Origin of the sequence: Variovorax endophyticus, from assembly GCF_025376855.1 — a bacterium.
Lineage (GTDB): Bacteria > Pseudomonadota > Gammaproteobacteria > Burkholderiales > Burkholderiaceae_C > Variovorax.
The window spans coordinates 62,796-79,324 of sequence record NZ_JAHUTH010000040.1 but is presented as its reverse complement, the minus strand read 5'-3'; the positions used below and the strand labels follow the sequence as shown (position 1 = coordinate 79,324).

Here is a 16,529-nt window from a genome sequence, read left to right as displayed (position 1 = left end):
GCCGACGCCTGCGTTGCCCGCCGACAGCACGCCGCCCTTGGCGATGCTGACTGCGCCTGCGACGCTGCCATTGCCCGCCAGGGTTGCACCGCCCTGTACTTGGACGGCACCAGTGCCCGTCGCGCTACCGCTCGCGTTGTTCAAGGCCAGCGTGCCCGCGGCCACCGTGGTGCCACCGGTATAGGTGTTGGCGCCACTCAGGTCGAGCGTGCCGCTGCCCACCTTGACGACCGAACCACCGGCGCCGCTGATCGTGCCCGACACCGTCGTGCTGCTGTTCAGTGCACCCGTGGTCAGCGCCTTCGCGCCCAGCAGCACATCGCCCGCGCCGCCAAGAGCGCCAACATTCACGCCAGTGCTCGCCTGGTCGATGCGCACCTGCGCCCCAGCCTGGTTCAGCACCGTGGCCTTGGTGGCCGATGCATCGTCCGCGAAGGCCAGCACGCCGCCCGCGGCGTTGGTGATGGTCGACGTGCCCGCGCTCGCCTTGTCCTGGAAGCGCACCGTGCCCTGGTTGCCGATGGCCGTGGTGCCGGCATCGAAGCCGCCACCCAGTTGCAGCGTCGCACCCGAGGCCACGCTCGCCGCGCCGCCGCCGAGCGCGCCGGTCACATCGGTGAGCAAGGTACCCGCGTCGACGAACGTGCCGCCGGCATAGGCATTGGCCGCGCCGAGCCGCAAGCTGCCCACGCCGAGCTTGCGCAGGCTGCCCGCGCCGCTCACGCTGCCGTTGAGCGCCAGCGTGCGGGCCGCGTCGATGTCGAAGCGGTTGTTGCCCGCCCCCAGGCTCACCGCACGCGCACTGGCGGTGTCGCCCGTCACGCGCAAGGTCGTGCCTTCGAGCGCGAGGCCGCCCGCCGCGGCGCCGAGATTGGCATCCGAGGCGATCTGCAGGATGCCGCCCTTGATGGTCGTGCCGCCGCTGTAGCTGTTGCTGCCATCGAGCACCAGCGTGCCGAGGTCTTCCTTGACCAGGCCGCCCGTGCCGGTCAGCGACGACGCAATGGTCGCGGTCATGCCCGTACCGGCCGCACTGCCGTCGCCGACACGCACGGTCGTCGCGGCATTGCCCAGTTCGATCGCGTCGCCCTGAACGCGGTAGCCGTTGGTCGCGAACTGCGCACCGGTGATGCGCACGATGCCCTTGTCGTCGTTGACGTCGACGGTGCCGGCACTGCTGCCGAACACAGCGAACTGGTCCTGCACCCAGGCCGCGTTGATCTTGCCGTCCGCACCGGTCCAGCCGTCGCCCGGCACGCCCACGCGCCAGGTGCCGCTGCCGCCGGCCACCTGGCCATCGTTGTACTTGGTGCTGTCGCCACCGTCCCAGAAGTTCAGCGACAGGCCCGCGCGATTGACGAGATTGACCTGCTGTGCCACCGAGGTCTGCACCTGCAGGTCGGCTGCGGCACCCGGCGCGGTGCCGATGTCGAGGCCGTTGTCCGTCAGGCTGCCGGTGTAGCTGATGAGCCGGTACAGGCCCGCGCCGAAGCTGCCGCCCGCGGACTGCGCCACATTGAGCGTGCCGTCCAGGCGCAGGTCGCCGTTGACGTTGACGAGGTCGTTGAGCGGGCCACCCACCGTGTTGGCCTGGCCCAGGTCGTAGTTCATTACCGCGCCGTCGGCCAGGCTCAGGCTGCCCAGTGTCAGCGTGCCCACGCCCCCATTGCCCGCCGACAGCACACCGCCCTTGGCGATGTTCACGGAACCGGCGATGCTGCCATTGCCGGCCAGCGTCGCACCGCCCTGGATCTGCACGGCGCCCGAGCCGGTCGCGCTACCGCTCGTGTTGTTGGCCGCGAGCGTGCCGCCCGCCACCGTGGTGCCACCGGTGTAGGTGTTGGCACCGCTGAGTTCGAGCGTGCCGCTGCCCACCTTCACGACCGAGCCACCGCTGCCGCCGATCGTGCCCGACACCGTCGTGCTGGTGTTCAGGCCGCCCGTGGTCAGCGCCTTCGCGCCGAGGAACACCTCACCCGCGCCTTCGAGCGAGCCGATGCCCACGCCCGCGTTGGTGAGGCTGCCGATGCGCAGCTGCCCACCCGCGCCGTTCACCACCGTCGCCTGGTCCGCGCTCACGCGATCGGCCAGGTTGATCACCCCGCCGCTCTCGTTGACCAGGCGTGCCTGGCCCGCGCTCGCGTCGTCGAGCAGGTCGACGCGACCGCCCGCGAAGTTCGTGATCCGGGCCTTGCCGCCCTCCGCGTTGAACCACAGCGTGGTCGAGCCGCCCCGGTTCTCGATCACCGAACTGCCGGCGCTCGCGCTGTCGCGGAACCCGACCGAGGCGTCATGGTTCACCGTGATGGTCGCGTCGCCCGCCGAGCTGCTGTCGCGGAACGCGAGGAAGCCGCCGTTGTCGGTCGGCGCACTGCCGCGCGCGGCCACCGTGATCGCGAGCTTGCCCGCGTCGGCCGTGTTGGTGAAGGCCAGCGAGGCATTGCCCGCCACCGATACCGCTCCCGTGCCCAGCGCGTCCGTGACCAGGGCCTCGACCGAGCCCGCGGCCACATCGGTGCCGCCGACGTATGCATTGGCCGCGCCGAGCTGCAGGGTGCCGGCGCCGGTCTTGCGCAGGCTGCCCGTACCACTGACCGCACCGTTCAGCACGACGGTCTTGTCGATGTCGAAGCTGTTGACACCCGTGCCCAGGGTCACGACACGCTTGCTCGCGGTGTCGCCGGTCACATGCAGCGTGGTGCCTTCGAGTGCGAGGCCGCCCGCGGCCGCACCGAGGTTCGCATCCGATGCGATCTGCAGGATGCCGCCCCTGATGGTGGTGCCGCCGCTGTAGCTGCTGCTGCCATCGAGCACCAGCGTGCCGAGGTCTTCCTTGACCAGGCCGCCCGTGCCGGTCAGCGACGACGCAATGGTCGCGGTCATGCCCGTACCGGCCGCACTGCCGTCGCCGACACGCACGGTCGTCGCGGCATTGCCCAGTTCGATCGCGTCGCCCTGAACGCGGTAGCCGTTGGTCGCGAACTGCGCACCGGTGATGCGCACGATGCCCTTGTCGTCGTTGACGTCGACGGTGCCGGCGCTGCCGCCGAACACCGCGAACTGCCCCTGCACCCAGGCCGCGTTGATCTTGCCGTCGGCACCGGTCCAGCCATCGCCCGGCACGCCCACGCGCCAGGTGCCCGAACCACCGGCCACCTGGCCGTCGTTGTACTTGCTGTTGTCGCCGCCATCCCAGAAGTTCAGCGACAGGCCCGCGCGATTGACCAGGTTGACCTGTTGGGCCACCGAGGTCTGCACCTGCAGATCGGCCTTGGCGCTCGGCGCCGTACCGATGTCGAGACCGTTGTCGGTCAGGCCACCGGTGTAGTTCATCAGCCGGTAGATGCCCGCGCCGAACTTGCCGCCAGCTGTCTCGCTCACATTGAGCGTTCCGTCGAGCTGCAGGTTGCCGTTGACGTTGACGAGGTCGTTAAGGGCACCGCCGGCAACACCGGCCTGGCCCAGGTCGTAGTTGAGCACCGCGCCATCGGCCAGGCTCAGACTGCCAACCGTCAGCGTGCCCGCACCGCCATTGCCCGCGGAAAGCACACCGCCCTTGGCAACGTTCACCGCACCCGCGATGCTGCCCGTGCCCGCGAGCGTGGCACCCGACTGCACCAGCACCGCACCCGCACCGGTCGCGCTCCCGCTGGCGTTGTTAGCGCTCAGCGTGCCACCCGTCACCGTCGTGCCACCGGTGTAGCTGTTGGCACCTGTGAGCGTCAGCGTTCCGCTGCCCACCTTGACCACCGAACCGCCCGCGCCGCCGATCGTTCCCGATACCGTCGTGCTGGTGTTCAGTCCACCGGTGGTCAGTGCCTTCGCGCCCAGCAGCACGTTGCCCGCGCCATCGAGTGCGCCGACGTTCACGCCCGTGGTCGCCTGGTCGATGCGCAGTTGCGCGCCGGCCTGGTTGAGCACCTTGGCCTTGGTGGCCGAGGCGTCGTCCGCGAAGGCCAGCACGCCGCCCGCGGCATTCGTGATGGTGGACGTTCCCGCGCTTGCCTTGTCCTGGAAGCGAACGGTTCCCTGGTTGCCGATCGCGGTGGTGCCGGCGTCGAAGCCGCCATCCAGTTGCAGCGTGGCACCCGAAGCCACGCTCGCCGCGCCGCTGCCGAGTGAACCGGTCACACCGGTGGCCAGCGTTCCGACGTCGACGAAGGTGCCGCCCGCGTAGTTGTTGGCCGCCCCGAGCCGCAAGGTGCCCGCGCCGATCTTGCGCAGGCTGCCCGCGCCGCCGATCGTGCCGTTCAGCGCGACGGTCTTGTCGATGTCGAGGCTGTTGCTGCCCGCACCCAGGCTCACGGTGCGCGTGCCGGCGGTGTCGCCCGTCACATGCAGCGTGGTGCCTTCGAGCGCGAGCCCGCCCGTGGCCGCGCCGAGATTCGCATCCGATGCGATCTGCAGGATGCCGCCCTTGATGGTGGTTCCGCCCGCATAGCTGTTGCTGCCGCCGAGCACCAGCATGCCCAGGTCTTCCTTGACCAGTCCGCCCGCGCCCGTCAGCGAGGACGCGATGGTCGCGGTCATGCCCGCACCCGCGTTCGTGCCATCGCCCACGCGCACGGTGGTGGCCGCGCCGCCGAGCTCGATCGCATCGCCCTGCAGCCGGTAGCCACTGGTGGCGAACTGCGCGCCGTTGATGCGCACCCTGCCGTTGCCATCGTCCACGTCGACGGTGCCCGCGACGCCGCCGAACACCGCGAACTGGTTCTGTGCCCAGGCCGCGTTGATCTTGCCGTCCGCACCGGTCCAGCCGTCGCCCGGCACGCCCACGCGCCAGGTGCCCGAGCCACCGGCGATCTGGCCGTCGTTGTATTTGCTCGCGTCGCTGCCGTCCCAGAAATTCAGGGACAGGCCCGCGCGATTGACGAGATTCACCTGCTGCGCCACCGAAGTCTGCACCTGCAGGTCGGCCGCCACGCCAGGCGTCGTGCCGATGTCGAGACCGTTGTCGGTCAGGCCACCCGTGTAGTTGATGAGCCGGTAGATGCCCGCGCCGAAAACGCCGCCCTTCGACTGCGCCACATTGAGCGTGCCATCGAGCTGCAGGTTGCCGTTGACGTTGACCAGGTCGTTGAGCGCTCCGCCGGCCACGCCGGCCTGTCCCAGGTCGTAGTCGAGCACCGCGCCGCTGGCGAGGCTCAGGCTGCCCAGCGTCAGCGTGCCAGCGCCGCCATTGCCAGCCGACAGCACACCGCCCTTGGCGATGTTGACCGCGCCCGAAATGCTGCCCGTGCCCGCGAGCGTCGCACCCGACTGCACCTGCACCGCACCCGTGCCCGTCGCGCTGCCGCTCGCGTTGTTCGCGGCGAGCGTGCCGCCCGCCACCGTCGTGCCGCCGGTGTAGGTATTGCCGCCCGTGAGCGTCAATGTCCCGCTGCCGACCTTGACGACCGAACCGCCCGCGCCGCTGATCGTGCCCGACAGCGTCGTACTGGTATTGAGCCCGCCGGTAGTCAGCGCCTTCGCGCCCAGCAACACGTTGCCCGCGCCATCGAGTGCGCCAACGTTCACGCCCGTGGTCGCCTGGTCGATGCGCAGTTGCGCGCCCGCCTGGTTGAGCACCGTGGCCTTGTCGGCCGAGGCGTTGCCCGCGAAGGCCAGCACGCCGCCCTTGGCATTGGTGATGGTCGAGGTGCCCGCGTTCGCCTTGTCCTGGAAGCGCACGGTGCCCTGGTTGCCGATCGCTGTGGTGCCGGCGTCGAATGCGCCATCCAGTTGCAGCGTGGCACCCGAGGCCACGCTCGCCGCGCCACTGCCGAGTGAGCCGGCCACGCCGGTAGCCAACGTACCCACGTCGACGAAAGTGCCGCCCGCGTAGTTGTTGGCCGCGCCGAGCCGCAAGGTGCCCGTGCCGATCTTGCGCAGGCTGCCCGCGCCGCTCACTGCCCCGTTGAGCGCCAGCGTGCGAGCCGCATCGATGTCGAAGCTGTTGCTGCCTGCGCCCAGGCTCACGGTGCGGGTGCCGGCGGTGTCGCCGGTCACATGCAGGGTCGTACCTTCGAGCGATAGGCCACCCGTGGCTGCGCCAAGGTTGGCATCCGATGCGATCTGCAGGATGCCGCCCTTGACGGTGGTGCCGCCCGCATAGCTGCTGGTGCCATCCAGCACCAGCGTGCCGAGGTCTTCCTTCACCAATCCACCCGCGCCAGTCAGCGAAGACGCGATGGTCACGGTCATGCCGGCACCCGCATTCGTGCCGTCGCCCACGCGCACGGTGGTGGCCGCGCTGCCGAGCTCGATCGCATCGCCCTGCACGCGGTAGCCATTGGTGGCGAACTGCGCACCGGTGATGCGCACGGTGCCATTGGCATCGTCCACGTCGACGGTGCCAGCGACGCCGCCGAACACCGCGAACTGGTTCTGCGCCCAGGCCGCGTTGATCTTGCCGTCCGCACCGGTCCAGCCATCGCCCGGTATACCCACGCGCCAGGAGCCGCTGCCGCCGGCCACCTGGCCGTCGTTGTACTTGCTGTTGTCGCCGCCATCCCAGAAGTTCAGCGACAGGCCCGCGCGATTGACCAGGTTGACCTGCTGGGCCACCGAGGTCTGCACCTGCAGGTCGGCCGCCGCGCCCGGTGCCGTGCCGATGTCGAGACCGTTGTCGGTCAGGCCGCCCGTGTAGTTCATCAGCCGATAGATGCCAGCGCCGAACTTGCCGCCAGCGGTCTCGGCCACATTGAGCGTGCCATCGAGCTGCAGGTTGCCGTTGACGTTGACGAGGTCGTTGAGCGCACCGCCGGCAACACCGGCCTGACCCAGGTCGTAGTTGAGCACCGCGCCGTCGGACAGGCTCAGGCTGCCAACCGTCAGCGTTCCCGCACCGCCATTGCCCGCGGACAGCACGCCACCCTTCGCGATGTTCACCGCGCCCGCGATGCTGCCGGTGCCCGCGAGCGTGGCACCCGACTGCACTTGCACTGCGCCCGTGCCCGTCGCACTGCCGCCCGCGTTGTTCGCGGCCAACGTGCCGCCCGCCACGGTGGTCCCGCCGGTATAGGTGTTGGCACCGCTGAGCGCGAGCGTTCCGCTGCCCACCTTGATGACAGAGCCGCCCGCGCCACTGACCGTGCCCGACAGCGTCGTGCTGGTGTTGAGACCGCCGGTGGTCAGCACCTTCGCGCCCAGCAGCACGTTGCCCGCGCCACCCAGGGCGCCGATGTTCACACCGGTACTTGCCTGGTCGATGCGCACCTGCGCGCCCGCCTGATTCAGCACCGTGGCCTTGTTGGCCGACGCGTCGTCCGCGAAGGCCAGCACGCCACCCTTGGCATTGGTGATCGTCGAGGTACCCGCGTTCGTCTTGTCCTGGAAGCGCACCGTGCCCTGGTTGCCGATGGCCGTGCTGCCGGCGTTGAAGCCGCCATCCAGTTGCAACGTGGCACCCGAAGCCACGCTCGCCGCACCGCTGCCGAGGGCGCCCGTGACGCCGGTGGCCAATGTGCCCGCGTCGACGAAGGTGCCGCCCACGTAGTTGTTGGCCGCGCCGAGCCGCAAGGTGCCCGCGCCGATCTTGCGCAGGCTGCCCGCGCCGCTGATCGTGCCGTTCAGCGCGACGGTCTTGTCGATGTCGAAGCCGTTGCTGCCCGCGCCCAGACTCACCGTACGCGCACTGGCGGTGTCGCCCGTCACGTGCAGCGTGGTGCCTTCGAGCGCGAGCCCTCCCGCGGCCGCACCGAGGTTCGCGTCCGAAGCGATCTGCAGGATGCCGCCCTTGATAGTGGTTCCGCCCGCGTAGCTGTTCGTGCCGCTCAGCACCAGCGTGCCCAGGTCTTCCTTGACCAGGCCGCCCGCGCCGGTCAGCGAGGACGCGATGGTCGCGGTCATGCCCGCGCCCGCCGCACTGCCGTCGCCCACGCGCACGGTCGTGGCCGCGCTGCCGAGGTCGATCGCGTCGCCCTGCACGCGGTAGCCATTGGTCGCGAACTGCGCACCCGTGATGCGCACCGTGCCATTGCCATCGTCGACATCGACGGTGCCCGCGACACCGCCGAACACCGCGAACTGGTTCTGCGCCCAGGCCGCATTGATCTTGCCGTCCGCACCCGTCCAGCTGTCGCCCGGCGCGCCCACGCGCCAGGTACCCGAGCCGCCGGCGATCTGGCCGTCGTTGTACTTGCTCGCGTCGCTGCCGTCCCAGAAGTTCAGCGACAGGCCCGAGCGGTTCACGAGGTTGACCTGCTGGGCCACCGAGGTCTGCACCTGCAGATCCGTTTTGGAACCCGGCGTCGTACCGATATCCAGGCCGTTGTCGGTCAACCCACCCGTGTAATTGATGAGCCTGTAGATACCCGCGCCGAACACCCCGCCCTTCGACTGCGCCACGTTGAGCGTGCCGTCGAGCTGCAGGTTGCCGTTGACATTGACCAGGTCGTTGAGTGCCCCACCGGCCACGCCGGCCTGCCCCAGGTCATAGTTGAGCACCGCGCCATTGGCGAGGCTCAGGCTGCCAACCGTCAGCGTTCCCGCACCGCCATTGCCCGCGGACAGCACACCACCCTTCGCGATGTTCACCGCGCCCGCGATGCTGCCCGTGCCCGCGAGCGTCGCACCCGACTGCACCTGCACCGCACCCGTGCCCGTCGCACTGCCGCTCGCGTTGTTCGCGGCCAGCGTGCCGCCCGCCACCGTCGTGCCGCCGGTGTAGGTGTTGGCACCGCTGAGCGAGAGCGTGCCGCTGCCCACCTTGACGATCGAACCACCGGTGCCCGAACCGGGCTGCGCGAAGACGCTGCCCTTGTCGCTCACGACGCCCGAGATCGTGTCGCCCGCGTTCAGCCCGCCGAGCGTGAGCTGCGTGGCACCGAGCACGACCCCGCCCGCGCCCGACAGCGAACCGAGTTCGACGCCGGCCTTCGAGGTCAGGACCGAGACGTCGACCACGCCGCCCGCGGCGTTGGTCAGGGTCGACTTCGCGCCGCTCGCGCTGTCGAAGAACGCCACCAGGCCGCCGGAGGCGTTGGCGATCTTCGCGCTGCCGGCCGTGGCGGCCCCGGCGAAGGCCAGCAGGCCCTTGTCGCCGTTGGAGATCGTCGCCGTTCCCGCGCTGGAGGCGCCGACGAAGCGGATCACGCCGCCCGCGTTGGCGAGGGTCGCGTTGCCGGCGCTGGCGCTGGTGCCGAATTGCAGTTCGTTCGTCGTCGCTGACTGCCAGCCCTTGCCGTTGACCACGATGTTCGCGGCGGCCGCCGTCGCGGTCTGCCCGAACAGGAGCATGTTGCCGTCGTCGCTCGACCCCGCCCGGCCGACCGTGTAGCTGTTGCTGCCGCCGCTGGCCGATCCGCGCAGCGTCAGCGAGGTGTCGTTGCCCTGCTGCAGCACCGCGCCGCTGCCGAGCGCGCCGCTGGCGGTGGTGGTGATGGCCGCGCCGTCGCGCAGCACCGTGCCGCCGCTGTAGCTGCCGGCCTGCGCCAGGCTCAGCGTGCCGCCCTTGCCGGTAACCGTGAGCGCGCCCTTGCCGCTGACCGCGCCGCCGATGCCGAAGCTGTTGCTGCCCAGGTCGACGGTGCCGCCGCCCGTGCCCAGCGCCAACGCGCGCGTGCTCACGAAGTTCGCGGCGCCCGCGCCGATGCGCAGCGTGCCGCCGTCGAGGCCGAGGCCCGTTCCGGCCTTGCCGAGGTTGGCGTCGGCCGTGATCTGCAGGATGCCGCCCTTGACCGTGGTGCCGCCCGCATAGCTGTTGACGCCGCCGAGCACCAGCGTGCCCAGGTCGTCCTTCACGAGGCCGCCGGTGCCCGTGATCGCCGCGTCGATGGTCGCGCTCATGCCCGCGCCCGCGGCGGTGCCATCGCCGACGCGGATGACCGAGCCCGCCGTGTTCATCGTGAGCGCATCGCCGCCGATGGTGTAGCCGTCGACCGCGAACTGCGCGCCGCCCAGGCGCACCGCGCCGCCCACGCCCTTGTTGTCGACCGTGACGGTGCCGGCCTTGCCGCTGAAGATCGCGAAGCCGTCCTGCACCCAGGTGCCGTTGGCCAGGCCATTGGCATCGGTCCAGTTGTCGCCCGGCCCGCCCGCGCGCCAGGTACCGCTGCCGCCGGCAATCTTGCCGTCGTTGACGTTGGCGGCGTTGCCGCCGTCCCAGAGGTTGAGCACCAGCCCGTCGGTGTTCAGCAGGTTGACCTGGTTGGCCACCGAGGTCTGCAACCAGAGCTTGCTCGCATCGGTGGGCGCCGTGCCGATCACCAGCCCGTTGTCGGTCAGCGTGCCGGTGTAGTTGATGAGGCGGTACAGCCCCGCGCCGAACTTGCCGCCCGCGGTCTCGCTCACGTTGAGCGTGCCGTCGAGCCGCAGGTTGCCGTTGACGTTGATCAGGTCGTTGAGCGATCCGCCCGCCACGCCGGCCTGGCCCAGCTGGTAGTTCAGCACCGACCCCGCATTGAGGGCCAGGCCGCCCACGGTCAGCGTGCCCGCGCCGTTGCCGGGGTTCACCGCGCCGCCGTTCGCCACGGTGACCGTGCCCGCGATGGTTCCCGTGCCGGCCAGCGTCGCGCCCGACTGCACCTGCACCGCGCCCGTGCCGGTGGCGCTGTCGCTCTTGTTGGTCACGCTCAGCGTGCCCGCGGCCACCGTGGTGCCGCCGGTGTAGCTGTTGGCGCCGCTCAGCGTGAGCGTGCCGGCGCCGACCTTGACGATCGAGCCGCCGGTGCCCGATCCCGGCTGCGCGAAGACGCTGCCCTTGTCGCCGACGACACCCGAGAGCGTGTCGTTGCCGCCGAAACCGCCCACCGTGAGACGCGTGGCACCGAGCACCACCGCGCCCGAGCCCGAGAGCGAGCCGAGTTCGACGCCGGTCTTGGCGGTCGAGCCCGAGACATCGACCGTGCCCGTCGACTTGACGACGGTGCTCGTGGTGCCGGTCGCAGTGTCGGCGAACTGCAGCATGCCGCCCTGGTTGTCGATCGCCGCCTTGGCCGCCGACGACGCACCGATGAAGGACAGCAGGCTGTTGGCGCCGTTGGTGATCGTCGCGCTGCCCGCGCTCGACTTCGCCGCGAAGACGACCGCCGCGCCCTTGTTGTTGATGGTGGCATTGGCGCCGACGGCGCCGTCGAGGAACTGCAGCGAGTTCCGGTCCGGGTCCTGCCAGCCCGCGCCGAACAGCGCGATCTTCGCCGCGGCGGCGGTCGCGTTCTGCGCGAAGGCCAGCGTGTTGTTGGCCGAGACGCCGGCCGTGCCGACGATGTAGTTGTTCGAACCGGCGCCGCCGCCGGTCGAGAAGAGCAGCGTCGTGTCGCTGTCGACCTGCCGCACGTCGCCGCTGCCCAGCGCGCCGGCGGCAAAGGCCGTGATGCTGGCGCCGCCGCGCAGCGAGGTGCCACCCGCGAAGCTGTTGGCCTTGGAGAGCAGCAGCGTGCCACCCTTGCCGGTGACGGTGAGCGCGCCCTTGCCGCTGAGCACGCCATCGACCTCGTAGGCGTTGTTTGCCAGGTCCAGCGTGCCGCCGCCCGTGCCGAGCGCGATATCGCGCGCGGTGCCCAGCGGACCCGAGCCCGCGGCGATGGCCAGCGTGCCGCCGTCGAGCGCGAGATCGCCGGCCGCGGCACCGAGGTTGGCATCGGAGGAGATCCGCAGCACGCCGGCCTTCACCGTGGTGCCGCCCGCATAGCTGTTCTTGCCGCTGAGCACCAGCGTGCCGCCATCGTCCTTCACCAAGCCGCCGGCACCGCCGATCGCGGCGGCGATGGTGGCGCTCATGCCCGTGCTCGCCGCGGTGCCGTCGCCCACGCGCACCACCGTGGCGGGCGCATCGATGGCGAGCGCGCTGCCATTCACCGTGTAGCCGCTGACCGCGAACTGCGCGCCGCCCATGCGCACCGCGCCGCCGGGGCCGGTGTTGTCGACGGTGACGGTGCCGGCCTTGCCCGCGAAGATCGCGAAGCCGCCCTGCTGCCAGCTCGCATTGAGCTTGCCGTCGACGCCGGTCCAGTTGGTCGACGGGCCGCCCGCGCGCCAGGTGCCGCTGCCGCCGCTGACCTTGCCGTCGTTGATGTTGGCGCTGCCCGTGCCGTCCCACATGTTGAGCGTGAGGCCGCTGGCGTTCAGCAGGTTGACCTGGTTCGCGATCGAGGTCTGCACCTGCAGGTTGGCGGCGCTCGTGGGCGCGGTGCCGATGTCCAGGCCGTTGTCGGTCAGCGTGCCGGTGTAGTTGATGAGGCGGTACAGCCCCGCGCCGAACTTGCCGCCGGCCGTCTGCGCCACGTTGAGCGTGCCGTCGAGCTGCAGGTTGCCGTTGACGTTGATGAGGTCGTTGAGCGAGCCGCCGGCGACGCCGGCCTGGCCCAGGTCGTAGTTCAGCACCGCGCCGCTGGCCAGGCTCAGCCCCCCTAGCGTCAGCGTGCCGGCGCCACCATTGCCGGCAGCCAGCACGCCGCCCTTGGCCACGCTCACCGTGCCCGCGATGCTGCCGGTGCCCGCGAGCGTCGCGCCCGACTGCACCTGCACCGCGCCCGTGCCGGTGGCACTGCCGCTCGCGTTGTTCGCGGCCAGCGTGCCGGCCGCCACCGTGGTGCCGCCGGTGTAGGTGTTGGCGCCCGTCAGCGCGAGCGTGCCCGTGCCCACCTTGACCACCGCGCCGCCCGTGCCCGCGCCCGGCTGCGCGAAGGCGCTGCCCTTGTCGCTCACGATGCCCGAGATCGTGCCGCTGGCATTCAGGCCACCCAGCGTGAGCCGCGTGGCGCCCAGCACCACGTTGCCCGCGCCCGAGAGCGCGCCGAGCGAGAGGCCTGTCTTGGCGGTCACGCCCGACACGTCGACCACGCCACCCGCGGCATTGGTCAGCGTCGCGTTCGCGCCCGTCGAACTGTCGGCGAAGTAGACCGTGCCGCCCTTCGCATTGGCGATCTTCGAGCTGCCTGCCGTGGCCGAGTCGGCGAAGCTCACGAGGCTGTTGGCGCCGTTCGAGATCGTCGCGCTGCCCGCGCTCGCGCTCTGCTGGAACGAGACCGCGCCGCCCAGGTTGCCGATGGTGGACGTGCCGGCGCTGGAGGTGTCGCCGAACTGCACGGTGTTCGCCGTGGCCGATTGGCCGCCGCTGCCGTTCACGTCGATGTCCGCGCTGCCGGCCGTCGAGCTCTGCGTGAAGACCAGGCGGTTGTCGCTGTCGGCAATGCCGGCGCGCCCCACGGTGTAGCTGTTCCCGCCCGCGCTGGCCGCGTTGAGGAAGCTCACCCGCGTGCCGCTGCCCTGCTGGAGCACCGCGCCGCTGCCGAAGGCGCCGCTGGCGCCCGCGTTCACGCTCGCGCCACCCTGGACCACGGTGCCGCCCTTGTAGCTACTGGCCACCGCCAAGTTCAGCACGCCACCCTTGCCGGTGACGCTCAGCGCGCCATTGCCACTGATGGCACCGCCGAAGCCCCAGGTCGAATTGCCGAGGTCGATGGTGCCGCCGCCCGCGCCCAGCGCCAGCGCGCGCGCGCTGGCGAGCGACCCGCTGCCCGTCGCGATGCGCAGGGTGCCGCCGTCGAGCACCAGGCCCTTGCCGGCCGCGCCGAGGTTGTTGTCGGCCGAGAACTGCAGGATGCCGCCCTTGACCGTGGTGCCGCCCGTGTAGCTGTTCTTGCCGCTGACGATCAGCACGCCGCCGTCGTCCTTGACCAGCCCGCCGGTGCCGCCGATCGCGGCCGCGATGGTCGCGGTCATGCCCGCGCTCGCGGCCGTGCCGTCGCCCACGCGGACCACGGTGTTCGCCGCGTTGATGGTGAGCGGGTCGCCGTTGATCGTGTAGCCGTCGACCGCGAACTGCGCGCCGCCCAGGCGCACCGCGCCGCCCACGCCCTTGTTGTCGACCGTGACGGTGCCGGCCTTGCCGCTGAAGATCGCGAAGCCGTCCTGCACCCAGGTGCCGTTGGCCAGGCCGTTGGCATCGGTCCAGTTGTCGCCGGGCGAACCGGCGCGCCAGGTGCCGCTGCCGCCTTCGACCTGGCCGTTGTTGAAGGCCGCGGCATTGCTGCCGTCCCACAGGTTGAGCGTGAGGCCGCCGGTATTGACCAGGTTGACCTGGTTGGCCGTATTCGTCTGCAGCGTGAGGTAGCTCAGCGGGGTCGGCGCGCTGCCGATCGTCATCGCATTGGCGGTGAGCGTGCCCGTGTAGTTGATGAGCCGGTAGATGCCGGCGCTGAAACTGCCGCCGGCCGACTGGGCGAGGTTGAGGGTGCCCGCCAGCGAGAGATTGCCGTTGACGGTCAGCAGGTCGTTGTAGGCCCCACCGACCACGCCCGCCTTGCCGAGTTGCATCTCGAGCGTCGAGCCCGCGGCGAGCGTGAGCGCGCCGGTGGTCAGCGCGCCCACGCCGCCGTTGCCGACCGACAGGCGCGCACCGAGCGCCACGTTCACGGGACCGGCGATCGCGCCGCTGCCCATGAGCGTGGCGCCCGTCTGCACCTGCACCGCGCCCGTGCCCGTGGCGCTGCCGCTCGCGTTGTTGATGCTCAAGGTGCCCGCGGTCACCGTGGTGCCGCCGGTGTAGGTGCTCGCGCCGCCCAGCGTGAGCGTGGCGGTGCCCTGCTTCACGATGCTGCCGGCGCCCGAAATCTGGCCGTTGAGCGTCAGGCTCGGCCCGGAGATCGCCAGCGAGTTCGACTTGCCGATGGCGAAGGCATTGCCCAGCGTCAGCGCCGCGTTGCCCGACAGCGCCGTGTCGCCCTCGATCGACACCGCGCCCGTACCCAGCGCGGTGTTGCTACCGAGCACGACCGTGTTGTCGGCGAAGCTCGTGCCGCCCGCATAGCTGTTCGCGCCAAGCAGCGAGACCTTGCCGCCGATGCCGCGCAGGTCGAGCGAGCCCGCGCCCGAGACCGTGCCGTTGAAGCTCACCGCGCCCGGCGTCTGCACGCTGAGCGCGCCGGCACCGGTGCTGGTGCTCAAGCCGACCGCGTTGAGCGCGAGCGCGCCCGGACTGATGAGCGTGACGGCTCCGCCGATGTCGAGCGCGGCACCGCCGATCGCCTTCGCGCTCGCGGCCAGCAGCGAGCCGGCGTTGGCCGTGAAGCTGCCGGTGAAGGCGCTGTTGTTGCCGCTCAGCGTCAGCGTGCCGCTGCCGCTCTTGATCAGCGCTCCGCCGCCGCTGAAGTCGCTGGCGATCGTGGTGCTGGTGCCGTCGGCCATGCGCAGCGAAGAGCCCGCGGCGAGCGCGATCTTGCTGCCCGCCACGCCCGAGAGGTTGCCCACGGCGGCGTTGCCCGAATCGGTGTGCAGCAGCGTGCCCGCGGCGGCCAGGCTCAGCGCGGTGCCGGCGCCGAAGGTGCCGCCCGAGGCGAAGCCCAGCGCGCCCGCGTTGACCGTCGCGGTGCGCGGTGCCATCGAGCGGTTGATCACCCAGTCGCCGCTGTCCTCCTTGAACAGGTCGCCGCCGAAGGTGGTGGTGCCCGTGGCCGCCTGCGAATAGATCTGCGTGCCCGCGCCCGCCAGCGTCAGCGTCGATCCGGTCTTGGAGCCGATGCTGAGGTCGCCCACGATCCGGCTGCCCACGCGCAAGGTGACACGCTGCACCAGCCCGCCGTCGAAGATGGCGCTGCCTTGCAGCAGGCCGCCGTTGTCGAGCGTGAGCGAGGTCGCTTGGCCGTAGATGCTGGCGGCGGCACCCGAGATGGTGGAGCCCAGCGTATTGGTGATGCTCGCGCTGCCGCCGCCGAAACCCAGCCCGAGGTAGTTGCCCGTGCTGGTGATGCGGCTGTTGCCGGTGTTGACGATGGTGCCGCCGCCGTAGATCAGCGCGCCCGCGAGGCCCTCGATGATGCCGCCGTTCGAATTGGTCAGCGTGACCGGCCCGCCCGTCACCTGGATCGCGCGATCGGTGCTGCGGATGATGCCGCCGTTGTTGTTGATCACCGCGTTGCCGCCGAGCACCACGCCCGACGTGCCGCTGATGGTGCCGGTGTTGTTGACCGTGATGTTGGCGCCCGTGTAGATGCCCCAGGTGCCGTCGCCGAGCTTGGCGATCTCGCCGCTGTTGTTGATCGTGCCGCCGTTCGAAACGCCGACCCAGCCCGGCGTGGTGCCCGTGCAGGTGAGCACGTTGCCCGCGAGCGTGCAGACCGCCGAGGCCGTTCCGCTGAGCAGGAAGAGCGGCACGCCCAGCAGCGGCGCCACCAGGCTCGCGCCGGCCAGCGCACGCCGGCCACCGCTGCGCTTGCCGCGCGCGCGCGCCGTCTCGCAGACCGCCACCCAGGCTCCGAGCGCTGCGTTCCAGATGGTTTTGTAGACGACGTTCATCGGCGGTTCTCCATGGGCCGCGCATGCAAGGCGTCGCGGCGGAAATCGGGTCGGGCGCGGCAGGCGATGCATGAGGAAGCGGGCACGGTCGATGCAGCCGACGACCGCGGGTCGATGGCTGGCGTGCTGCTTTTCATGGGGTCTCCTCCTGCCATGCAAGCGCGAATGCGCATGGCGCGTGCGGCATCACTGCGTTGCCGCTTGGAGGGAAATTCTCAAAGGCCGGTGTCCGATTTGCACCTTACTTTTTCTTGCAACGGACACCCCAAACACCCCCCGAAAACCGTGGTTCCGGGAGCAAAGGAATGCATTGG

At 70.8% G+C, this 16,529-nt stretch carries 2 protein-coding genes; both read right to left on the bottom strand.

Annotated features, from left to right (window positions below; genetic code table 11):
* The coding region (locus KV106_RS35790; protein WP_261216541.1) for an autotransporter-associated beta strand repeat-containing protein at positions 1–16,215 on the bottom strand (16,215 nt) is incomplete at its 3' end.
* Entirely contained in the window at positions 16,212–16,352 is a 141-nt protein-coding gene (locus tag KV106_RS35785) for a hypothetical protein (RefSeq protein WP_261216540.1), read from the bottom strand. The genes KV106_RS35785 and KV106_RS35790, both read right to left, overlap by 4 nt.
* Positions 16,353–16,529: the final 177 nt, after the last annotated feature.